This window comes from Acetobacterium fimetarium (genome assembly GCF_014284475.1).
Lineage (GTDB): Bacteria > Bacillota > Clostridia > Eubacteriales > Eubacteriaceae > Acetobacterium > Acetobacterium fimetarium.
Window position 1 is genome coordinate 1 of sequence record NZ_WJBC01000014.1, and the last position, 21659, is coordinate 21659.

The window sequence follows — 21659 nt, forward strand, 5'->3', positions numbered from 1 at the left end:
TACCTGAACATACACCCGGAAACCAGTTTGGTTCCATCATTGTAAAAACGAAAACCGGGATTCCGGTTAAACTGGTTTTTGTCAGAAACCGCAATAACAAAAGAGACTGGCTGACGGTACTCAGTACTGATTTGTCCCTGTCTGATGAAGAAATTATCCGTATTTATGGCAACCGGTGGGCAATAGAAGTTTTCTTCAAATCCACCAAATCCCTCATGAAACTTGGCACCGAATTTCAGGGACGCAGCTATGACATGATGATCAGCCACACAACCATTGTTTTCACCCGGTACATCCTGCTGGAATGGCTTCGTAGGAACGAAAAGGATGATAAAACCTTGTGCGAATTATTCTTCAGGCTCTGTGATGACATCCAGGATATGGCACTCTCGACCGCTCTTCAAAGTCTGATGAGCGTATTTGTCGAACAATTAAATTCGGTAGGCTCTAGAAAGTCTACACTGTTAAAAAATCAACTCCAGCTATGGATTGACTCTCAGGCCTCTTTTATTAAGGCTTTGTTTGGTCAATTAGGCTGGGAAAGTTGAGTAACGATGCTTTAACGGGTGTTCATTCACCTTTTATTTTAGCCCTGAACTCGTGAATCCGTTGATTTTCCAAATTTAAATCACATTCGCTCCAACAAGGCAGATTGTTAATCTAATGTTAATATCTAAAAGGTATCTTAACATTACCACTTTCCACTAAAGAAAAAAATAAATTTGACGAAGTTATGTATGAAAACTACAAAAAATTAGATTGATTTAGTGTTTTTAAACCATCATAATTGTCTTTGTTAGATTTAAAAGGAGGATCAATTTTTGAATATCAGTTTTATAGTCGCTTTAATTGCAGCATTGGCATCCGTGCTTGTCGCATTTGTGATTGAGGGCGGTCACCTCGTCGCCATCCTCTCATTAACCGGATTCATGATTGTCGTGTTGGGCTCGATCGCCGCAACCATTATGTCATTTCCGCTTTCCGCCGTTAAACGCATTCCTAAACTGTTTAAAGTGCTGATGCGAAATGAAAAAAATGACCTGTTGTCTTTGATCGAAAACATTAAAGCGATGTCAAAAACAGCGCGAACCAAAGGGATCTTGAGTCTTGAAAAGGAAGTGGTTGACAATGATGAAATTGACCCTTTTACGAGACGCGGTCTGGAATTCATCCTCGATGGTCTTGATCCCGTAAAAACCAGGGAAGCCCTGGAATCTGACCTCGATATGATGGCGGAGCGTCACCATACCGGTGCGGCGATGTTTGAAGCGTGTGGCGGTTATGCACCAACCTTTGGTATCGTCGGGACCGTTCTGGGTCTTATTAATGTACTTGGTTCAATGTCTTCCAATCCGGATGGCCTGGGTGAATCCATCGCTGTCGCTTTTATTTGCACCCTTTATGGTCTTGCAACTGCCAACCTCATTTGGCTGCCCATCGCCAGCACCTTGAAAAACAAGAGTAAACAGGAACTCATCCGCAACTCCATGATCATTGAAGGTTTGATTCTCCTCCAGGAAGGGGCAAATCCCAATTTCATTGAAGATAAGCTAAAAGGTTTTCTATCTAAAGAAGATCTGGCTAAAGCTGGCGGTGGCGAAGATAAAGCCGGCGGCAAAAAGAAAAAAGGTAAATAAAGGAGCATAGATTAAATCAATGAAACGTCGACCAGAAGCAGAAAAGGACAACAGCGAACGATGGATGCTGTCTTACCTTGATTTTATTACCTTGCTCTTTGTTTTTTTTGTGCTCCTTTATTCCATGAGCAATGTGGATGCCGAAAAATATGAAGCATTGGCCAAATCCATGAATTCAGCGTTGGCTGGCGATAAGCAATCCCTTGAAAGCGGTCAGCAGGGCAGTCCCGAGGAAATGCTTGCCGGTCTCACGACAACATCAGACGGTCTGACGGTGGATGAAAACGGCAATGTCGTCGAAGAAGATCTCCTCGACGTCGTCAATTTAGTTAACACCCTGATTGCTGAAAAAGGCCTGCAGAATCAGGTCACGGTTAACATGGGCGATATCGGTGTCTGGATCACCTTTAAGGATTATGTTCTGTTTGATTCTGGAAGTACGGCCATCAAACCGGAGACAATCGGCACTCTGACTGAGCTCGGCGGTATTCTGAAAACTGTTGACAATTATGTCCGGATTGAAGGTTATACCGATAATGTGCCAATCAACAACAATATCTACAATAATAACTGGGACCTCTCTGTCATGCGTGCTTCAGAAGTTCTGGATCTGATTGTAACAAGTTCCGGCTTTCCGCCTGAGAAAATCAGCGCCATCGGTTATGGCGAATATCGTCCCATCGCAACCAATGATACGGATGAAGGACGATCCAAGAACCGGAGAGTCGATATCGTTATATTGAGAACCGATTATAACGCTACTGAAGAAATCCACTAGTTATAAATCTGGTCTGAAATTTTTAAAATGCAAACTGAAAGAGAGGCGCACCTTATGAGATTTGTCCCGACATCTTGCTTGCGAGAAGGAATGGTACTCGGAAATAACCTTTTGGGAAAAAACGGAGAACTGGTACTGGCACATGACGTTACCCTGACCACCGACTTTATCCATCGAATTAAACAACTCAATTACAACGGAATCTATGTGGAGGACGCAATTTCAAGAGATCTTGAAATTGCCAGCATCATCGACGATCGCGTCAAAGCCAAAACGGTTAGCTGCATCAAAGATGTCTTTATCTGTGCCGAAAAAACAAATACCATCACAAAACAGAAATTCACTGAAATGCAGAATCAGATTGAAACCATTATCGACGAGATTCTGAACAATAAAAGCACGATGATCAACATGATCGATTTGAAGGTTTTCGATGACTACACCTATTTCCATTCGGTCAACGTTGCTGTTTTATCCATCGTTCTTGGTGTCTCCATGGGACTCAAGAAACAGGCATTAAGCGACTTGGGCATTGGTGCCATCCTGCACGACATTGGAAAAATATTTATCAGCAAGCAAATTCTCTGCAAAAATGGGATGTTAACAGACGATGAGTTCGGCGCAATAAAAAAACACAGCCAATACGGATATGACTACATAAAAAAGGAATTCAATATGAGTCACTCTGCCCGATTGGGTATTCTCGATCATCACGAAAAATATGAAGGCGGCGGATATCCCAACAGCAGCATCGGCGATGAGATTTCATTGTTCGGACGGATCATCTCCATTGCCGATGTTTACGATGCGATGACGTCGGACCGTTCCTACCGGAAAGCGATTATTCCTTCAGAAGTCATTGAATATATTATGGGAAATTCAGAAACGATCTTTGACCCCGAACTGGTGGATATTTTCATCAAAAAAATAGCCCCCTACCCGACCGGTACCTGCGTGGAATTAAGCAACGGCCTGACCGGCATTGTCATTGAGAATTACGAAAACTACTGTATGAGACCCAAAATCCGTATTTACAAAGATAAAAAGAAGGATATCGAGATGTATGACATCAATCTGGCCGACAAGGATTTTCTTAATGTGACCATCACCAAAGTTGTTGATCTTTCGTTAACTTAACTGCCATCTTATATTTTAGCCTCAAGAAGGTGCTATCATGCCCATCAATTCATGTGAGTCTCAACCACACGAATTGATGGGCATTTTATTTTAACCGGATGTTATTCCGTTTCAAGTTTTCGCCATTTGGGCAGCGGTATGGCACCACCGATGACAGCGCCAATGGTCATCGGTATTATCCCGTTAATCGGGAAACAGATCAGCAACAGCAGGATGACTGCCATCGGCTTTCGCATCACCGTTGCTGTCAATGCCGCGGTCACGACGGCGACACAGAAGATCGGATCAATGGGAAGCATTAAAGCGCAGGCATAGCCGATCACAACGCCGGAAAAGATGGTTGGAAAAATATTCCCGCCGCGCCAGCCCATCTGCGCGCAGATATTCCCGATGAATAATTTCAGAATCCCCGTCAGCAGAAGAACGGCGAAACCCATGCTTTCCCATGAATCCATCACCATCGTCATCTGATGTTCACCTGCAAACATGGTATACGGGAGCAGCATACCCGCGCCACCAAGAATGATGCCGCCAATAATTGCTTTTAAGACCGTGTATCGCTTCAGCGGCGAAACCGCAACTTTAATCAACCGCTGGAAAACATAATAGAGCATTCCGAAAGCCACCCCGATCAGTGCCAGCGGAATGGCCGCCAGCCATTCACCACCGGCCACATTTTCAATCGCCGGAAAGCGCCCCAGGCCCATCCCGCCGCCAAAGATACCTGACAACAGATTTAATGCGCCGAATCCCCCCATAATCCCGACAAAATACATCAGAATTTTCGTGTTCTTCGGAATCACCGTCGGCTTTTTTTCATCTTCGATCTGATTCACAAAGGCAAACAGAGGCGATCCGAAGATGACGCCAATGGTTGCCGCCATCCCGATTTGAGCCAGCTCTTCAACCTCGGCGAAGATAAATTTGAAGCGGTCCGAAAACCAAAAGCACAATCCCACGATGACTCCGGTGAGTCCGGCTTCGGGCCCGATACTGCCGCCAAAAACAAGCGGCAATAGCGCGGCGACTGCGACGACAGGAAGATTATCGTAGGGAACTTTATTTCCCGCTTTCACTTCCACCATGATTTCGCTCATTTCATGGGGGTAGGGACCAAAACGTTTTGTATAAAGCCCGATGACCAGACCGCCAAACGCACAGATCACCAGTGGATAAAATATAAAATCGATATGGACGGGAATGTAAGCCCAGATCAAATCAATGCCCAGATTCATGATATCCAACAGCATCCAGGTAATTCCGCCGATGACGCCGCCCAGCAAGGCGACAAACAAACTCATGACGACTGTCTTTTTCAGTTTAATCCACACAATACCCTCCTCATTTTAAAAAAGACAAACCCGAATAAAAGGGTTTGTCTTTTTGTTTAGCTATTCGTAATAAATTTCATCAATCGCGCATCCTGCCGGAACGATCGGATAAACGCCTTCTTCATTGGAAATCTTGACATGAACCAGCAACGGCCCTGGCTTGTCTTTGATTATTTCAAGAACATTTTTCATTTCCTGCAGATTGGTTACCTTATAACCCGGAATGCCGCTGGCGGCCGCCAGCATCAGGTAATCGGTGCATTGAACAATATCCGTCTGGGCGTAACGCTTATCATTAAAGAGCTTTTGCCATTGACGGACCATGCCCAGTGCTTCATTATCAAACAGGAATATTTTCAGCGGTATCTTGTACTTGCTCACCGTGATCAGTTCCTGACAGTTCATCCGGAAGCTGCCGTCGCCCGCAATCAGAATCACATCCTGATCGGGGTTAGCCAGTGAAACACCGATTGAAGCGCCGAGGCCAAAGCCCATCGTGCCAAGGCCACCGGATGTGACCATCTGAGCCGGCCGCTTGACGTTCCAGTACTGACCGACCCACATCTGGTGCTGTCCGACTTCGGTCACGACGAAGGCTTCCGGATAGGCGTCATTGATGGCATTGATAATGCTTTTGGGATTATAGTCGTCTTTGGGGCAATACGGAATGACCCAGCTTTTTATTTTTTCATACCACTGCGGATATGTTTTTGCCTCGATTTTTTCTGTGATCAGAGGCAGCACATCTTTGATGTTGCCCTGAATCGCAATGTCCGTTTTGACATTTTTGGCGAATTCCGTCGGGTCCACATCGATGTGGATGATTTTCTTGTTTCTTACAAACGCATCGCAGTTGCCGGTGACGCGGTCGCTGAATCGTGCCCCGATGCCGATCAGCAGATCCGAATTGATGACGGCCATATTGGTTTCCTGAAAACCGTGCATGCCGACCATGCCGATGGACAGTTCATGATCTCTCGGGATCCCGCCCAAGCCCATCAGCGAATTAGCGACCGGTATCCCGGATTTTTCAGCCAGCGCCAGCAGCTCTTGATGCGCTTTCGATTTGAGAACACCCCCACCGGTGTAGATCACCGGCTTACTGGCCGCATTGATGGCGGCGATCGCTTCCGCGACTTTTGACATGTCAATTTCCGGATAGACCGGTTTCAATTTGGGAATATCCTTCCATTTATAATCGGTTTTTGATGTAAACACATCTTTGGGTATATCGATAACCACTGGGCCCGGGCGTCCGGACTGAGCGATTACAAAGGCTTCCCTGATGGTATCCGCCAGATCCTTGACATCGGTCACCAGATAATTATGCTTGGTGATCTGCATGGTGACACTTGTGATATCAATTTCCTGGAAAGAATCCCGGCCGAGCAGCGGCGTCGCAACCTGTCCGGTAATCACAACCAGCGGCACCGAATCCATATAGGCGTTGGCAATGCCTGTCACGGCATTGGTTGCCCCAGGACCGGAGGTGGTAATCGCAACCCCCACCGTATCGCTTGTTCTAGCATAGCCATCCGCTGCATGCACACCATTCTGTTCATGACAGGGACCAATTTCTTTAATGTCATGATCCAATCGGTAAAAAGCATCAAACAATGGAATAACCACACCACCAGGAAATGAAAAGACATGTTTTATCCCTTGTTCTTCCAGACAGCGAACGGTGATTTCTGATCCCATCAATAGATTTTTCTCTTCCAAATTTTCACTTCCTTCCTAATAACATTCTTGTTACAAACCATAAAAATGTTCGCGTTTACAAATCTCACGTTACACAAACGCTGGTTGAATTGTGTCGGGTATGCTGAAATCACCATCAGTCACGGCTTTACAAAACGCCTCCATGATGCATACAGTGATTTCAGCAATCCGAACACAAATCAATCCAGTTTATTTTTCAAAGACGGCACCGGTTGAAGCGGACGTTACCAGTTTCCCGTAACGTGACAGATAACCGGTTTTAATCTTCGGTTCCAGTGGTACCCAGGCCGCTTTACGTTGGGCCAGGACTTCGTCACTCACGTTCAGTTTAATCGAACGACCGGGAATATCAATGCTGATGCGGTCCCCTTCTTCAACGAGACCGATCACCCCGCCGGCAGCGGCTTCCGGTGAAATATGTCCGATGGAAGCACCACGGGTCGCTCCGGAGAATCGGCCATCGGTAATCAGCGCGACATCCTTATCCAGTCCCATTCCGGCAATGGCCGAAGTCGGGAATAACATTTCACGCATACCCGGGCCGCCTTTCGGTCCTTCATAACGGATCACAATCACATCACCCTTTTTAATTTTCCCGCCGCGAATTGCTGCCGTTGCGTCTTCTTCTGAATTATAGACACGTGCCGGACCTTCATGGGAAAGCATTTCCGGGGCTACCGCCGCCTGTTTGACCACGCAGCCATCAGGCGCCAGATTTCCGAACAATACGGCTAATCCGCCTGTTTTGCTGTAGGGATGATCCAGCGGATGAATCACATCCGAATTCTTGACGACAACGCCGGCAAGATTTTCGGCGATGGTTTTTCCGGTCACGGTCATGATGCTTAAGTCCAGCAGGTTGCCGTCAGCCAGTGTTTTCATCATCGCCTGAATTCCACCGGCATAATAAAGATCTTCAATATGATGATCTCCCGAAGGAGCCAGTTTGCATAAATGCGGTGTTTTTGCTGAAATCTCATTGACTTCCTGCAGATCGATGATGACGCCGGCTTCATTGGCAATAGCCGGTAAATGAAGAATACTGTTGGTCGATCCGCCCATCGCCATATCGCAGGTCAAGGCATTTTTGAAATTTTCCGCTGTCAGGATATCTTTTGGTTTAATGTCTTTTCTGAACAGTTCCATCACCTGGATGCCGGCTTTTTTGGCCAGTCGGACACGTTCCGCAAAAACGGCTGGAATGGTTCCATTTCCCGGCAGCCCCATGCCCAGCACTTCGGTCAGGCAGTTCATGCTGTTGGCTGTAAACATCCCAGAACAGGAGCCGCAGCCCGGACAAACTGAATCTTCAAAAGCTTTCAATTCATCCTCGTCGATTTTTCCAGCATTGAAAGCGCCAACCGCTTCAAAGGCGGTGTTTAAATCCCGGTCCTTCTGGCCAACTGCCTTGCCGGTCAGCATCGGGCCGCCGCTGACGACAACCGCGGGGATATTCAACCGCGCCGCTGCCATCAGCATACCTGGAATGATCTTGTCACAATTGGGAATCAGCACCAGTGCATCCAGCGCATGTGCCGTCGCCATAACTTCAATGGAATCCGCAATCAGCTCTCTGGAAGCCAGGGAGTATTTCATCCCGCTGTGTCCCATGGCAATTCCGTCACAAACGCCAATCGCCGGAAATTCAATCGGCGTTCCGCCGCCCATGCGCACACCTTCTTTAACCGCTTTGGTGATGGTATTCAGATGGATATGTCCCGGGATGATTTCATTGAATGAATTGACAACACCAACCAGTGGCTGTTCCAGTTCTTCATCGATATAACCCATGGCCTTAAATAATGAACGTTGCGGAGTCGTTTCGACTCCTTTTTTTACCTGATCACTTTTCATTTGATATCCTTTCATTTAAAAAATTCTAGGCATTTGGAAATACTTATTGTTTGCTTCGTTGCCGGTTTGCGCCGGTCCCTTTACTTTCTGATTTGAAAGCAGAAAGTTATATTTAAAGATTTTCGATAATTTTCTGACCCATTTCAACAGTTCCTACCAGTTTCATACCTTCGGAATAAATATCACCGGTGCGGTAACCCTGGGCCAGCGTCTTTTTAACCGCTGCTTCAATGCAATCCGCTTCTTTGATTAAATCCAGTGAGAAACGCAGCATCATTGCGACTGAAATGATGGTCGCAATAGGATTGGCTTTATCCTGTCCAGCAATGTCAGGAGCTGAACCGTGAATCGGTTCATACATACCAAATTTACCATCAGACAGACTGGCTGATGGCAGCATCCCGATGGAACCGGTAATCATGCTGGCTTCATCGGAAAGAATATCGCCAAACAGATTGCCGGTCACGATCACATCAAACTGTTTGGGATTGATGACCAGCTGCATAGCGGCATTGTCGACATATAAATGATTAAGTTCGACTTCCGGGAAATCTTTGGCAACTTCCAGCACACAGCTTCTCCAGAAACGAGACACTTCAAGCACGTTGGCCTTATCGACATTGGTTACTTTTTTATTTCGTTTCATCGCAATTTCAAAAGCCTTACGGGCAATCCGCAGCACTTCAGGTCGGGTGTATTTCATGATATCCCAGGCTGCTTCATCGCCGTCGCGACCTTTTTCTCCAAAATAAACATCACCGGTCAATTCACGAACGACCATGATGTCCAGTCCTTCTCCGGCAATTTCCGGTTTTAATGGACAGGCTGCCTTTAATTCTTCATAGAGAATGGCCGGTCGAAGGTTTGCATACAGTCCCAGGGCTTTTCTGATTCCCAATAGTCCTGCTTCAGGGCGTTTGTCGCCAGGAAGGTTGTCCCATTTTGGGCCGCCCAGAGCGCCAAGAATAACCGCATCACTGGCTTTACAGATATCAACCGTTTCTTGTGGCAATGGTGACCCTGTTGCATCGATGGCTACACCACCTGCCAGAACCTCTGTATAATTAAATGTATGGTTGAATTTTTCGCCAATTTTATCAAGTACTTTTGTACTGGCCCCAACAATTTCAGGGCCGATTCCGTCACCGGGAATAACTGCTATTTTATAATTCATCAATCTGTCTCCTATTATGTTTATTTTTTTGTTGTCTCCAAAGCTACTGTGAGCTTCGCTGCCGCTTTGCGCGAACCAATTGTTACACTGTACGTCGGACAGTCTACCGACTGTTCGCCTACACGTTACACAATTGGTTGCGCAAACCGACATCAAAGCAACTTCTGTTTGTTCTTGAAAATTCTTGCAATTATCTGAGTATTATTGTTCGTTTATAAAATTTACGAGACCGCCAGCGGCGATCAGTTTTTGCATGAATTCAGGGAATGCCTGTCCCTGGTAGGTTTTGTTTTTTGAAACATTTATAATGAGCCCCGTATTAAAGTCCACTTCCACCGTATCACCGGCTTCGATATCCGCTGCTGCTTCCGGACATTCCAGAATCGGCAGCCCGATATTGATTGCGTTGCGATAGAAAATACGGGCGAAATCGGCAGCAATGACGCAGGAAATTCCCGCCGTTTTGATTGAAAGCGGTGCATGTTCCCGGGAAGAACCACAGCCAAAATTCTTATCCGCCACGATGATGTCGCCAGCTTTTACAAGTTTCACGAAATCGGCATCGATGTCTTCCATACAGTGCTGAGCCAGTTCGCTGGGATCGCTGGTGTTAAGGTATCGGGCTGGAATGATCACGTCGGTATCAACGTTGCTTCCGTATCTGAATACTTTTCCTTTTGCTTTCATGATGACTCCTTTTTCCTATAACTCTGTCGCGGCATTGCAAAACGTCCGTGCGCTTCGCTGCCGGTTTCGCGAACCAATGTGTACACTGTACGGCGGACAGTCTGTCGACTGTTCGCCTACACGTTACCAAATTGGTTGCGAAACCGCCATCAAAGCTACTTAGGTTTGTGCTTAAAACATTTCGCAATTTCCTATAATTCTGTCGGATCGGCAATCCGGCCGAGGATGGCTGAGGCTGCTGCCACCTCCGGGTTTGCCAGATAGACTTCCGAGTCAACATGACCCATCCGCCCTACAAAATTTCGGTTAGTGGTCGCCACACAACGCTCTCCAGCCGCCAGAATTCCCATATGGCCGCCAAGACAGGGGCCGCAGGTTGGGGCGCTGATAATCGCGCCGGCTTCCACAAAGGTTTTAAAGTAACCCAATTCCATACACTGGAGATATATTTTCTGTGTTGCCGGAATAATCAGAGTCCGGACGCCTTTTGCAACCTGATGTCCCTTAAATATTTTCGCTGCTTTCGAAAAATCAGACAAGCGGCCATTGGTGCAGGAACCGATCACCACCTGATCGATATAAACAGGCTCGGTGATTTCATCGGTTGTCCTGGTGTTTTCAGGCAAGTGCGGGAAAGCGACCGTCGGTTTGACGGTTGATAGATCAATTTCGATGACTTGCTCATATTCTGCATCTTCATCGGCGGCGTAAACGGTGTATTCTTTCTGTGAATGCGATTCGATATAGTCAATGGTGCGATCATCCACTGGAAAGATGCCATTTTTGGCGCCAGCTTCAATCGCCATATTGGCGATGGTGAAACGATCATCCATCGTCAGGTTGGCAATACCAGCCCCGACAAATTCCATCGATTTGTAGAGCGCACCATCCACCCCGATCATTCCGATGATATGAAGAATGACGTCTTTACCGGACACGTATTGATTCATTTTTCCTGTCAGCACAAATTTTAGCGCCGCTGGAACTTTGAACCAGGCTTTTCCGGTCGCCATGCCGGCTGCCATATCGGTGCTGCCGACGCCGGTTGAAAACGCGCCCAGCGCACCATAGGTACAGGTATGTGAATCGGCCCCGATGACCAGGTTTCCGGCTACCACCAGTCCTTTTTCAGGAAGAAGGGCATGTTCAACACCCATCTGACCGATTTCAAAATAATTCGTAATCTCATGTTCTCCTGCGAACATTCTCATTTTTTTGCATTGTTCTGCAGCTTTTATATCTTTATTGGGAGCGAAGTGGTCCGGAACCAGCGCCACCTTGTGCTTATCAAACACCGCTGCGGCTTTGATTTTATCAAACACATCGATGGCTACTGGCGCTGTAATGTCATTTCCTAACACAAGGTCCAAATCAGCCATAATTAAATCGCCTGGTTTTACCTCACTCAGGCCTGCATGAGATGCTAGTATTTTCTGCGTCATTGTCATCCCCAATGCCACTCATCTCCTTTCAATTATCTATATCAATTTATATTCTTTTAATTTACGTTCCATATCGTTTAAAAGCTTGTATTCGATGGAATCGATGAGTGCAATCAGACTGGCCTCGATCAGGTCAGTCGATACGCCGACATTGGTCCAGATGTCGATCCCATCAGAGCTTTCGATCAGCACCCTTACCTTTGAGGCGGTGCCGGATTTCGAATCGATCACCCGAACTTTGAAGTCCGTCAGCCGGACCTCGCTGATCGTCGGGTAGAAGACTTCCAGCGCTTTTCTCAACGCCTTGTCGAGGGCATTCACCGGGCCATCGCCTTCCGCAGCATTGATTTCCGATTGGCCTTCAACGTTGACTTTAACCACCGCGGAAGAACTCAGCGCTTCTTTGTAATGCGTCTGCTCGCCGATTGTTTTGAAGTCCTCCAGGGTGAAAAACGGCTTGTATTTGCCGAGCTCCTTCCGAATCAGGAGCTTCACACTGCTTTCGGCACCTTCAAACTGGTAGCCCTGATATTCCAGCTCCTTGATGCGATCCATCACTCGTGTGGTTTCCTCTGATTTTTTGGTCAGACTGGGATCCACTTCGTTGATCAGCTGGATGATGGTGCTGCGACCGGAAACTTCGGACATCAGAATTCGCCGCTCGTTTCCGACTGCTTCCGGCGGAATATGTTCAAACGATGACGGATTTTTCAGCACGGCATCAATATGCATGCCACCCTTGTGGGCAAAGGCCGATTTCCCGACAAAAGGCTCCCTGCCGCTCAGACTGTAATTGGAAATTTCTGCAATCCGGATGGCCGATGAGGTCAGCTTCGACAACTCTTCTTCAGCCAGACAATCATATCCCATTTTCAACTGCAGATTTGGAATAATCGAAGTCAGATTGGCATTGCCACAGCGTTCGCCATAGCCCAGAAACGTTCCCTGAACCTGCCTGGCACCAGCCTGGACCGCCATCAGCGTATTGGCCACAGCCACCCCACTGTCATTATGACAGTGAATGCCGATTGGAATGCGCAGTTTTTTTCGCACATCGGTGACAATCTCCTGGATTTCAAAAGGCAGGCTTCCCCCGTTGGTATCGCATAAAGCCAGATAGTCAGCGCCGCCTTCCTGGGCCGCCAGCAGCGTTTCGATGGCATAGGGCGGGTCGTTTTTATAACCATCAAAAAAATGCTCCGCATCAAAGGTCACGTCTTTGCCTTTGGCCTTGAGATAGGCCATCGTCTCTTCAATCATCCGGAGATTTTCTGCAAGCGTCGTTTTAATGATATCGGTAATATGGAAGGTCCAGCTTTTTCCAAAAATTGCCACCGCCGGCGTCTGGGTTTCCAGGATCGCTTTCAGATTTGCATCTTCTTCGACCGCAATACCGCCGCGGCGGGTGCTACCAAAAGCGACCAGGCTGGCATGTTTCAGCTGCATCCCTTTGATTCGATTGAAAAACTCGATATCTTTTGGATTGGAACCGGGATTGCCGGCTTCAATATAATCAACCCCTATTTTATCCAGGGTTTCCACCACACGGATTTTGTCTTCGACGGAAAAGGAAATCCCCTCCGCCTGGGCTCCGTCTCTCAATGTCGAGTCGAAGATTAATATTTTTTCAGCCATTCCCATCCTCCCTTATCAAGAATTTTCATTTTTCTTTTCCTGGGTTTCTTTGATATAAAGCATCTGATTGACCGCATCCACATAAGCTTTTAAACTGGCATCAATGATGTCGGTGCTTAAGCCGCGGCCATGATAAACATGGGTGCCGTCCGATATTTTCACATGTGCTTCGCCCTGAGCATCAGTCCCGTCGGTGACCGCTTCGACGCCATAATCAATCAGGGTCAGTTCGCCACAGTCAACCAGCTCGCTGATTGCCTTGAAGCCGGCACTGATTGGACCATCAGCCAGCGAGACACCTTCGATCAGATCGCCATTCTTTCGCAGCCGAATGGTGGCCGCCGTTGAAATGGTATTTCCGGTGCTGATGATGAAGCGATCCAGGAAATAGATTTCCGGAATGGCCAGCTGCTTCTGTTCCACCAAGGCCAGGATGTCTTTGTCCGAGATGTCTTTTTTCTTGTCAGCCAGCACTTTGAACTGTTCAAAAAGGTCAACCACTTCTTCCGGTGTAAAACTGCTGTATCCCAAAGAATCCAGTTTTTCCACAAAAGCATGCTTGCCGGAATGTTTTCCCAACACCATTTTATTTTCCTTCAACCCGATCGATTCCGGGGTCATAATTTCATAAGTTTCCTTGTTGGCCATCATGCCGTGCTGATGGATTCCCGCCTCATGCGCAAAGGCATTTTCTCCGACAATGGCTTTATTGGGCTGAACCTTGACACCGGTCAGTTTTGTCAGCAACCGGCTGGATCGATAAATCTCGGTCGTATCGATGTTTGTCTCCACCTGATAAATATCATGTCGGGTTTTCAAGGCCATGACGATTTCTTCCAGCGCGGCATTCCCTGCCCGTTCGCCAATGCCATTCACCGTACATTCAACCTGACCGGCTCCTGCCTGAATCGCGGCCAGCGTATTGGCCACACCCAGCCCCAAGTCATTATGGACATGAACTGAAATCGTCGCTTTGTCGATGTTGGGAACATTGTTGCGGATGCCTCCAATAAACCGGGCATGTTCATCCGGGGTTGCATAACCGACCGTATCAGGCACATTGACGATGGTAACGCCCTCGTTGATGACCCCTTCCAGGACGCGATACAAAAATTCCGGACGGGTTCGGGACGCATCTTCGGCTGAAAATTCAACTTCACCAAAAAGATTTCTGGCAAACTTCGCCATCGCAATCGCTTGTTTCACGACTTCCTCCGGCGACATTTTAAGCTTGTATTCCATATGAATGTCTGACGTCGCCAGAAAAAAATGAAGTCGCGGATTAACCGCACCTTTTAACGCTTCATAAGCGGTCGTGATGTCTTTTTCGGTGCTTCTTGCCAGACTGGCAACGGTTGTATTTTTCAGCTCGTTGGCAACCAGTTTGACAGACTCGAAATCACCAGGAGATGCAATCGCAAAACCTGCTTCAACAATGTCGACTTTAAGACGTTCGAGTTGTTTCGCCATCTCTAATTTTTCTTTCAAGTTCATACTGCAACCTGGTGATTGTTCTCCATCCCGAAGAGTGGTATCGAATATTCTAATAATTCTGCTCATTGCATCTCCTCCTATATATTTATATTTAAAATTTTTTTTGTTAAAAAAGGGCAGAAGGTCTTCTGCCCTTAATGCGAAATAGTTGTCAATCCAATCGATCCGATTATTGATAAACACTAACGTAGTACCGACAATTGTTACATCGTGTTGCACCCTAAGGGGCAGGCTCTATGCATCAAGGCGAACAGGCGGTAGCCTGTACGAATTGCAAGCATACAACTGATTAACAATTGGTCGGTACGGTGTTATCAACAACCTGAAAAATCGATCCGATTATTTTTTTAACCAGGACATCATGGTTCTTAAATCTGCGCCAACTTTTTCAACCTGAGTTTCGCTTTCAATTCTGCGTTTGGCATTGAAATAGGGACGGCCAACCTGGTTTTCAAGCAGCCAGTTACGTGCGAATGTACCATCTTGAATGTCGTTTAAAACACCCTTCATTGCTTTTTTGGTTTCATCGGTGATGATTTTGCTGCCAGTAATGTAATCGCCGTATTCAGCGGTATCACTGATGGAGTAACGCATGAAGCCGAATCCGCCGCTGTTGACTAAATCAACAATCAGTTTCATTTCGTGAACACATTCAAAGTAAGCACTTTCCGGTTGATATCCAGCTTCCACCAAAGTATCAAAACCAGCTTTCATCAGGGCTGTTACACCACCGCAGAGAACAGCTTGTTCCCCGAAAAGATCGGTTTCGGTTTCTTCTTTGAAAGTTGTTTCAAGAATACCGGCACGACCTCCGCCAATACCAGAAGCATAAGCTAAACCGATATCGTGGGTGTTGCCAGCTGGATCCTGATGAACAGCAATCAAATCCGGCACACCTTTGCCTTCCTGATACTGACTTCTGACCGTATGACCTGGTCCTTTTGGTGCGATCATGAAGACATTGATATCTGCTGGTGGGTTGATCTGTCCATAATGGATATTGAAACCGTGAGCAAATGCCAGGTAGTTGCCTGCTTCAAGATTTGGTGCAATATCAACTTTGTAAATTGCTGCGGCTTTTTCATCTGGCAGAAGAATCATGATAACGTCAGCAGCTTTAGCAGCATCTGCTGCTGTCATTACTTTTAATCCAGCAGCTTCGGCTTTAGGCCAAGACTTGCTTCCTTCGTAAAGACCTACAACAACATTCACACCAGAATCTTTTAAATTCTGGGCATGTGCATGTCCCTGACTTCCGTATCCAATTATCGCAACAGTCTTTCCATCTAATAATCCTAGATTACAATCCACATCATAAAACATTTTTGCCATTTGTTAATTTCCTCCTAGATTTTAATCTTCTTAATTTATATAAATCCACTTATAAAGTGATGATTATATACTCATGATTCGCTAAAAAAGCACCAGAGATTTGGATGAAACGTCTACGAGATTAGCGGTCCATAAGGCGACCGCTAACCCTGCATTAGTTTTATACCCAAATAAAAAATTTGGACAAAACGTCTACGAAGCATTTGGCCTTTTTGGGGGCCAATTGCTCATGCATTAGTTTTATACCCAAATGAAAAATTTGGACAAAACGTCTACGAAGCACTTGGCCTTTTGGGGGCCAATTGCTCATGCATTAGTTTCATTAGCCAAATCAAAGATTTGGATGAAACGTCTACGAAGCATTTGGCCTTTTTGGGGGCCAATTGCTCATGCATTAGTTTTATACCCAAATGAAAAATTTGGACAAAACGTCAAAAAACCGCCTCTGTTTATAACAGAGGCGGATTCAATATCCACGGTACCACTCTAAAAATGAAATAGTCTCACAACCATTTCCTCTTCTGGTCTGAACGCATAAGCGAACCTAACCATAGTCATTTAACGCTGACATTCCAAAAAGGATTACGGCCTCCCCTACTCATTGGGTAAATTTTCAGGTCAGCAGCTCGCAAGTGAGTATTACATACCATTGAAATATTGGAATCACACCATTCTCCAACTCTCTAAAATTCAATCTTCGGTATTTTTCTCTTGGTCATCGCCGTTGTTTTATTTGTTTATTTTGCTTATCATTTGTGTCATTATATCGGTTAATTTTATCTTTGTCAATCACTAAAAATCATGATATCGGTTTCTAGTTTTATACTTCCACAATTTCGTATTTTTTATTTCCCAGACCGATTTTGACACCGTGGTCAATGGCCACTTTCCAGTTAGTTTCTGGATGCGTCATCGTGAACCGATCCTGATCTTCCGGATCGCTGACATGGTGCTCATGAATCCGTTCATCCAGATAGCTGCCAGCAATAATCGGTGCTTTGTTGCAGGCATCTGCGCACGCAACGTCCAATGCAACCGGATCGACTGATGCGAAAATTCCAACATCCTGAATAATCGGCAAGTCGTTTTCCACGTGACAGTCACAGTTCGGAGAAACGTCCATTACAAAACTGATATGCAACTGCGGTCTGCCGTCAACGACCGCCTTGGTGTATTCCGCGATTTTCTTATTGAGGATATCCTTGCTTTCATCGTATTTGGGAGAAATCGCATCGAAAGGGCAGATTCCCACACAGCGTCCGCAGCCGACACAGAGATCCGGATTGATGCTCGCTTTTCCTTCATCGCCGCCGTAGGAAATGGCGTTCATCGCACAAATTTTCGAACACACTTCACAGCTCCGGCATTTCTTTTCCTTGACAAAAGGTTTGCTGGATGAGTGCATTTCCATTTTTCCACGACGTGATCCCGAGCCCATTCCGATGTTTTTCAGGGTTCCGCCAAATCCGGTGTCCTCGTGTCCCTTAAAGTGAGTCATCGAAATGATCACATCCGCGTCCATAATGGCCCGGCCGATTTTCGCTTCGCGGATAAACTCGCCGCCCACTACGGGCACCTCCATATCATCCGTTCCTTTGAGTCCATCGGCGATGATCACATGACAGCCGGTCACAAATGGATTGTATCCATTTTCATAGGCAGCATCCATATGTTCCAGGGCATTTTTCCTGCGACCCACGTAAAGTGTATTGCAGTCCGTTAAAAACGGTTTACCGCCCTTCGCCCTGATGACATCAACGATCACCTTAGAAAAATTTGGTCGCAGATAGGCGATATTCCCCGGTTCACCCAGATGGATTTTTATCGCAGCGAATTTATTCTCGAAATCAATCTCGCCAAGACCGGCCTCCAGCACAAGCTTTTCCAGCTTTTTTAGAATGTTGTTTGAACCAGTCGTCCGAAATGTTGTGAAATAAACTTTCGATTTTTTATCCATATCTCTTCCTCCTAATATCAAATGATTTTGCCTTCATCCGTTTCTGATCAGAAATGAAGGCTCAGTATTCCGACCGTTTCTTTTCAAAAAAGTCCTTCAATATTTTTTCACATTGTTCTTCACAGATACCAGCATAGATTTCCATTTTCCGCGGCAGCATGGGATGTTGCCCCAGATAGGCCGTCGATTCAACCCCGCCGAATTTTTTTTCCGCAACGCCATAGACGAGCAAGGGTATTCGCGCCTGGATGACCGCGCCCATGCACATGACACAGGGTTCTGCAGTAACAAACAGCTGGCAGTCATCCAGCCGCCATCGCCCCAGTTTTTCAGCCGCTTCCCGGATCACCAGCATCTCGGCGTGCGCCGTCGGATCGGATAATGTTTCCTTCCGATTATGAGCGATCGCAATGACTTCTTTGTCGCAGACCAGAACGGCGCCGATGGGCACCTCGCCTTTTTTTTCACCGGCTTCTGCTGCTTCAATTGCCAGCGCCATATAATCCTGAAATGTACTATTTTTTGAGATTTCGACACCTCCTCATCAATTCGCCAATCAGCAGATCATTACTTTTTCAGTTCTTCCAAGTCCGCATCAAATCAGCAATCCCAGCAGCACACTAGCCCATCCCCGTTGTTCGGATCCGGTTTTCGGATTTTCCGAAGACTGTTTCTGTACCGGTGCAACCGGCTGGGGTTCAGGTGTTTTTCCTTCCGTCACATTGGCATTATTAACGGCTGCCAGAAAGCGCTCGTTTCCGGCTGCCTGCAGGTAGGTCGTCACGGCCTCATCACAGGCAGCATATTCATTGACGATACTGGCTGCCTTGAGCTCCGGATAGTCGCTGCTGGTTGCCAGGTAATTGTTGCAGGCCACCGTAACCATTTGGTTCGGATTCAAATCCACGCCGCCGATTTTTGCCGAAAATACCCGTTCACCCTTGGCTTTTGAAAGATCGTACTGCGCTTTGATTCCGTTCCACTGAAGATAGCTGCCGCTGTTGCTCGGCCAGGAATTGTTGTTGGCGTCTTTTGCCGTTCGGTTATTGATTCCGATTTCGATGCTGGTCTCCAGCATGCTTAAAATGTCAGCCCCGGAAACCTTTTTGGTGACCAGATAATTGCCGAATGGCAGCACATCGATCACCTGGCCTTTCGTAATATCACCTGCTGCTATCTCGGCACGGATGCCACCGGCATTTTCAACGGCAACATCTGCTCCCGTTGCGTACAGATAGCTGTCTGTCAGCACCCGGCCCAGATTTAATTCGCCCAGCCGGACCTCCTCCCAAATATTGTCAGTCGCGCCGCCAAGCTTGACCGGTGTATTTCCGACAATTTGTTTTTTGATCGGCTCCTGTCGCGTCTCAATTTCAGCAATGAGATCCGCCACCGTTTTGTCGGCCGGAATCAGTTCATCGGTTGCCTGACTGACCGTAATCAGTTTCTCCGCCTTGCTTTCAACAGTATAAGTCGGTTCAACGGCCTGAGTATCGGTCATATTCGCTTGACTTGTCAGAATCGGCTCCGGTCCCGGAACCTGCTCACTAACGGTGTTACTGTCGCTGATGATGCCAGCTTCACTGACAGCCACTGCTTTTTGTTCATTCTCTTTCAAGGTGAGCTCAACCTCACCCACCGCACTTGAATAGCAACCGGTCTGAACAATCAACGTGCCATTGACTTCAGTATTTTCAACATCATGGGTGTGGCCGTCGACGATGACATCAATCCCCGGCACATTCTGAGCCAGTTCATCACTGCGCATCAGAACGCCATTGCCGGAATCACCGATATGGGTCAGGGCTACGATCACATCACAGCCTTGCGCTTCCAGCGCCGCAACGGATGTCCTGGCCGTCTCAAGCACTGACTCCTCAATACCAAAGGTCAGCCCCTGTACATTATCCGGCGCGGTATCCGCATAGATATCGGGACTGATCAAACCGAACACCCCGATTTTAATCGTTTCTCCGTTCGCATCAATTGCTTTGATCAGATAATCATCGTTAAAAAACGGATTGCCGGTATCGCTGTAGGTGACATTAGCGCCCAATATTTTTGTGTTCGCCATCACTCCGAGCGTCAATAATCTGGCACTGCCATAGTTGAAGTCGTGATTTCCGGGAGCCATGGCATCAAAACCGACGGCCGCCATCAGTTCGGCAATGCTGCCGCCCTTTTCGATGGTGGCAAAGGATTGTCCGTGAAAGATATCGCCCCCATCTACAGTCAGATCGGGACTCTCCTGATTGATGATGGTTTTAAGCTTGGCATAGCCAATGGTTTTGTTCGCACTGTACATATACCGAGCATGGGTATCATTGGTATGGATGATTTTCAGGGTAATCGTTTCATCATCGTTTACAGTCGCCGCCAAAACCGCTGATCCCCAGCATCCAAAAATTATCAGAACCATCAGCAACAAGCTCAGAATCCGTTTGCACTTTTTCATTTCTTCTCCTCTTCGCCTCTTTTTCAACCGCTACTTGTAAAAGAAACGGCTGCACCTTTTCGCAATCACCCGTTTTTTTTACATGCCGGGGTCTTTCAGGCTATTATATATTTTTTTCTACCTTTTGAAAAGAAGCAACCGCAAATAAAAAAAACTGCCTTCGGAATTAAATCCGAAGACAGTATAACAATCTGACTTATTGCAAGGCCGTTCTGTGGGTATACTTGATCAGCGCTTTGCAGACCGCGGTGGTTAAAACACCGGCCACAATGGCTTCGGGCAGGCCGTTGATGGCAATAACCGATAAAATGATCCCGTAGAGCGTTGAAAATGCGACATTCTTTGCCTGCGCATAGCTCTGTCCAAAAAACAGGTAGATAAAATTCATAACCAGCAGCGTATTGGTCAGTGATCCGCCCACGCCTGCGATACCCAATGCCAGCACATCGCTGTTGTTAATCTTTTTCATCCCTTTATAGAGATAATAGGGAACGACGCCGACTAAAATTCTCGGCAAGAAACAGATAACCAGACTCCAGAAATTGCCGGAAGTGCCGCCAATCGAATAGAAAGGTGTAAACACAAAAGATGTCACCGTCGGATTGAACGTGTTGTTAAGCAAACTCGTCAGGCCAAAGACAAATCCCAGAAAAGCACCATAAACTGGTCCTAAAAGAATACTACCGATAATGACAGGGATGTGAATAATAGTCGCCCGCGTGAATCCTAATGGGATATACCCGAGAAACGGTGTCACTGCCAAAAGAACAATGATCGCAACAAAAAAGGATAGTTTGACCAAATCGTTGGTCTTTACGTTTTTCATTCTTTACCTCCTGCTATCGTTCCAGTCATGCCGGATACAATGCATGTATATTCTAACGTCTTTTTTAAAAAATTTCAAGCAAAACTTGTGTTTACTCTTATCACATTCATTTGATATAATAGATACAGCATATTTTTAATATGTGGTTGTCGACAAACACCGTACCGACAATTGTTAATAAAAATCCAAACAAATGAA

Annotated in this window: 16 protein-coding genes and 1 pseudogene; 4 read left to right on the top strand and 13 right to left on the bottom strand. The window is 46.5% G+C overall.

Annotated features, from left to right (window positions below; genetic code table 11):
* From GH808_RS10070 to GH808_RS10085, 4 genes and pseudogenes are all read left to right on the top strand, one after another.
* Positions 1–548 (top strand): annotated as a pseudogene (locus GH808_RS10070) (IS4 family transposase); the annotation flags it as partial.
* 273 nt (positions 549–821) lie between these two features.
* The gene (locus GH808_RS10075; RefSeq protein ID WP_186842663.1) at positions 822–1637 is read left to right on the top strand and encodes a motility protein A; all 816 of its coding nucleotides are present in this window, start codon (positions 822–824) and stop codon (positions 1635–1637) included.
* A gap of 19 nt (positions 1638–1656) precedes the next feature.
* On the top strand, positions 1657–2415 hold the full coding sequence (locus GH808_RS10080) for a flagellar motor protein MotB (RefSeq protein WP_186842664.1): 759 nt from the start codon (positions 1657–1659) through the stop codon (positions 2413–2415).
* A 90-nt stretch (positions 2416–2505) separates the two neighbouring features.
* Positions 2506–3552 carry an HD-GYP domain-containing protein gene (locus GH808_RS10085; protein WP_243166183.1) on the top strand — a complete coding sequence of 349 codons (1047 nt, stop codon included), beginning with the start codon at positions 2506–2508 and terminating at the stop codon, positions 3550–3552.
* Between the two features lie 101 nt (positions 3553–3653).
* Here the strand turns inward: GH808_RS10085 and GH808_RS10090 are convergent, their stop codons facing one another.
* The 13 genes from GH808_RS10090 to GH808_RS10150 form a co-directional block, all read right to left on the bottom strand.
* Complete coding sequence (locus tag GH808_RS10090) at positions 3654–4883, bottom strand: chloride channel protein (protein WP_311135777.1); 1230 nt, start codon at positions 4881–4883, stop codon at positions 3654–3656.
* A gap of 60 nt (positions 4884–4943) precedes the next feature.
* Positions 4944–6605, bottom strand: coding sequence for a biosynthetic-type acetolactate synthase large subunit (ilvB, locus tag GH808_RS10095; RefSeq protein ID WP_243166184.1), 1662 nt, complete (start codon positions 6603–6605; stop codon positions 4944–4946).
* A 189-nt stretch (positions 6606–6794) separates the two neighbouring features.
* Positions 6795–8459: a dihydroxy-acid dehydratase gene (ilvD, locus tag GH808_RS10100; protein ID WP_186842666.1), complete on the bottom strand. Its 1665-nt coding sequence runs from the start codon at positions 8457–8459 to the stop codon at positions 6795–6797.
* A 112-nt stretch (positions 8460–8571) separates the two neighbouring features.
* Positions 8572–9636 (bottom strand): 3-isopropylmalate dehydrogenase, encoded by a 1065-nt coding sequence (gene leuB / locus GH808_RS10105; protein WP_207722308.1) that lies wholly within the window; start codon positions 9634–9636, stop codon positions 8572–8574.
* 198 nt (positions 9637–9834) lie between these two features.
* Positions 9835–10320 carry a 3-isopropylmalate dehydratase small subunit gene (gene leuD, locus GH808_RS10110; protein WP_186842668.1) on the bottom strand — a complete coding sequence of 162 codons (486 nt, stop codon included), beginning with the start codon at positions 10318–10320 and terminating at the stop codon, positions 9835–9837.
* 191 nt (positions 10321–10511) lie between these two features.
* Positions 10512–11774, bottom strand: a complete 1263-nt coding sequence (gene leuC, locus GH808_RS10115; protein WP_186842669.1) for a 3-isopropylmalate dehydratase large subunit — start codon at positions 11772–11774, stop codon at positions 10512–10514.
* 24 nt (positions 11775–11798) lie between these two features.
* Positions 11799–13397, bottom strand: a complete 1599-nt coding sequence (cimA, locus tag GH808_RS10120; protein ID WP_186842670.1) for a citramalate synthase — start codon at positions 13395–13397, stop codon at positions 11799–11801.
* A 15-nt stretch (positions 13398–13412) separates the two neighbouring features.
* A complete protein-coding gene (locus tag GH808_RS10125) occupies positions 13413–14957 on the bottom strand; it encodes a 2-isopropylmalate synthase (RefSeq protein ID WP_186842671.1) in 1545 nt (514 codons plus the stop codon).
* 273 nt (positions 14958–15230) lie between these two features.
* A complete protein-coding gene (ilvC, locus tag GH808_RS10130) occupies positions 15231–16223 on the bottom strand; it encodes a ketol-acid reductoisomerase (RefSeq protein WP_186842672.1) in 993 nt (330 codons plus the stop codon).
* An 820-nt stretch (positions 16224–17043) separates the two neighbouring features.
* A complete protein-coding gene (locus tag GH808_RS10135; protein ID WP_186842673.1) occupies positions 17044–18180 on the bottom strand; it encodes a DUF362 domain-containing protein in 1137 nt (378 codons plus the stop codon).
* 61 nt (positions 18181–18241) lie between these two features.
* The gene (locus tag GH808_RS10140) at positions 18242–18679 is read right to left on the bottom strand and encodes a nucleoside deaminase (RefSeq protein ID WP_186842674.1); all 438 of its coding nucleotides are present in this window, start codon (positions 18677–18679) and stop codon (positions 18242–18244) included.
* Positions 18680–18775: 96 nt separating this feature from the next.
* Entirely contained in the window at positions 18776–20635 is a 1860-nt protein-coding gene (locus GH808_RS10145) for a bifunctional metallophosphatase/5'-nucleotidase (RefSeq protein WP_186842675.1), read from the bottom strand.
* A gap of 196 nt (positions 20636–20831) precedes the next feature.
* Positions 20832–21461 (bottom strand): ECF transporter S component, encoded by a 630-nt coding sequence (locus GH808_RS10150; protein ID WP_186842676.1) that lies wholly within the window; start codon positions 21459–21461, stop codon positions 20832–20834.
* Positions 21462–21659: the final 198 nt, after the last annotated feature.

Bases quoted from the DNA above. Each gene is read 5' to 3' on its own strand.
- ilvC (WP_186842672.1), bottom strand. From the start codon at position 16,223: ATGGCAAAAATGTTTTATGATGTGGATTGTAATCTAGGATTATTAGAT.
- GH808_RS10140 (WP_186842674.1), bottom strand. From the start codon at position 18,679: ATGGCGCTGGCAATTGAAGCAGCAGAAGCCGGTGAAAAAAAAGGCGAG.
- GH808_RS10135 (WP_186842673.1), bottom strand. From the start codon at position 18,180: ATGGATAAAAAATCGAAAGTTTATTTCACAACATTTCGGACGACTGGT.
- GH808_RS10080 (WP_186842664.1), top strand. From the start codon at position 1,657: ATGAAACGTCGACCAGAAGCAGAAAAGGACAACAGCGAACGATGGATG.
- GH808_RS10125 (WP_186842671.1), bottom strand. From the start codon at position 14,957: ATGAGCAGAATTATTAGAATATTCGATACCACTCTTCGGGATGGAGAA.
- GH808_RS10150 (WP_186842676.1), bottom strand. From the start codon at position 21,461: ATGAAAAACGTAAAGACCAACGATTTGGTCAAACTATCCTTTTTTGTT.
- GH808_RS10145 (WP_186842675.1), bottom strand. From the start codon at position 20,635: ATGAAAAAGTGCAAACGGATTCTGAGCTTGTTGCTGATGGTTCTGATA.
- leuD (WP_186842668.1), bottom strand. From the start codon at position 10,320: ATGAAAGCAAAAGGAAAAGTATTCAGATACGGAAGCAACGTTGATACC.
- GH808_RS10085 (WP_243166183.1), top strand. From the start codon at position 2,506: ATGGTACTCGGAAATAACCTTTTGGGAAAAAACGGAGAACTGGTACTG.
- ilvD (WP_186842666.1), bottom strand. From the start codon at position 8,459: ATGAAAAGTGATCAGGTAAAAAAAGGAGTCGAAACGACTCCGCAACGT.
- cimA (WP_186842670.1), bottom strand. From the start codon at position 13,397: ATGGCTGAAAAAATATTAATCTTCGACTCGACATTGAGAGACGGAGCC.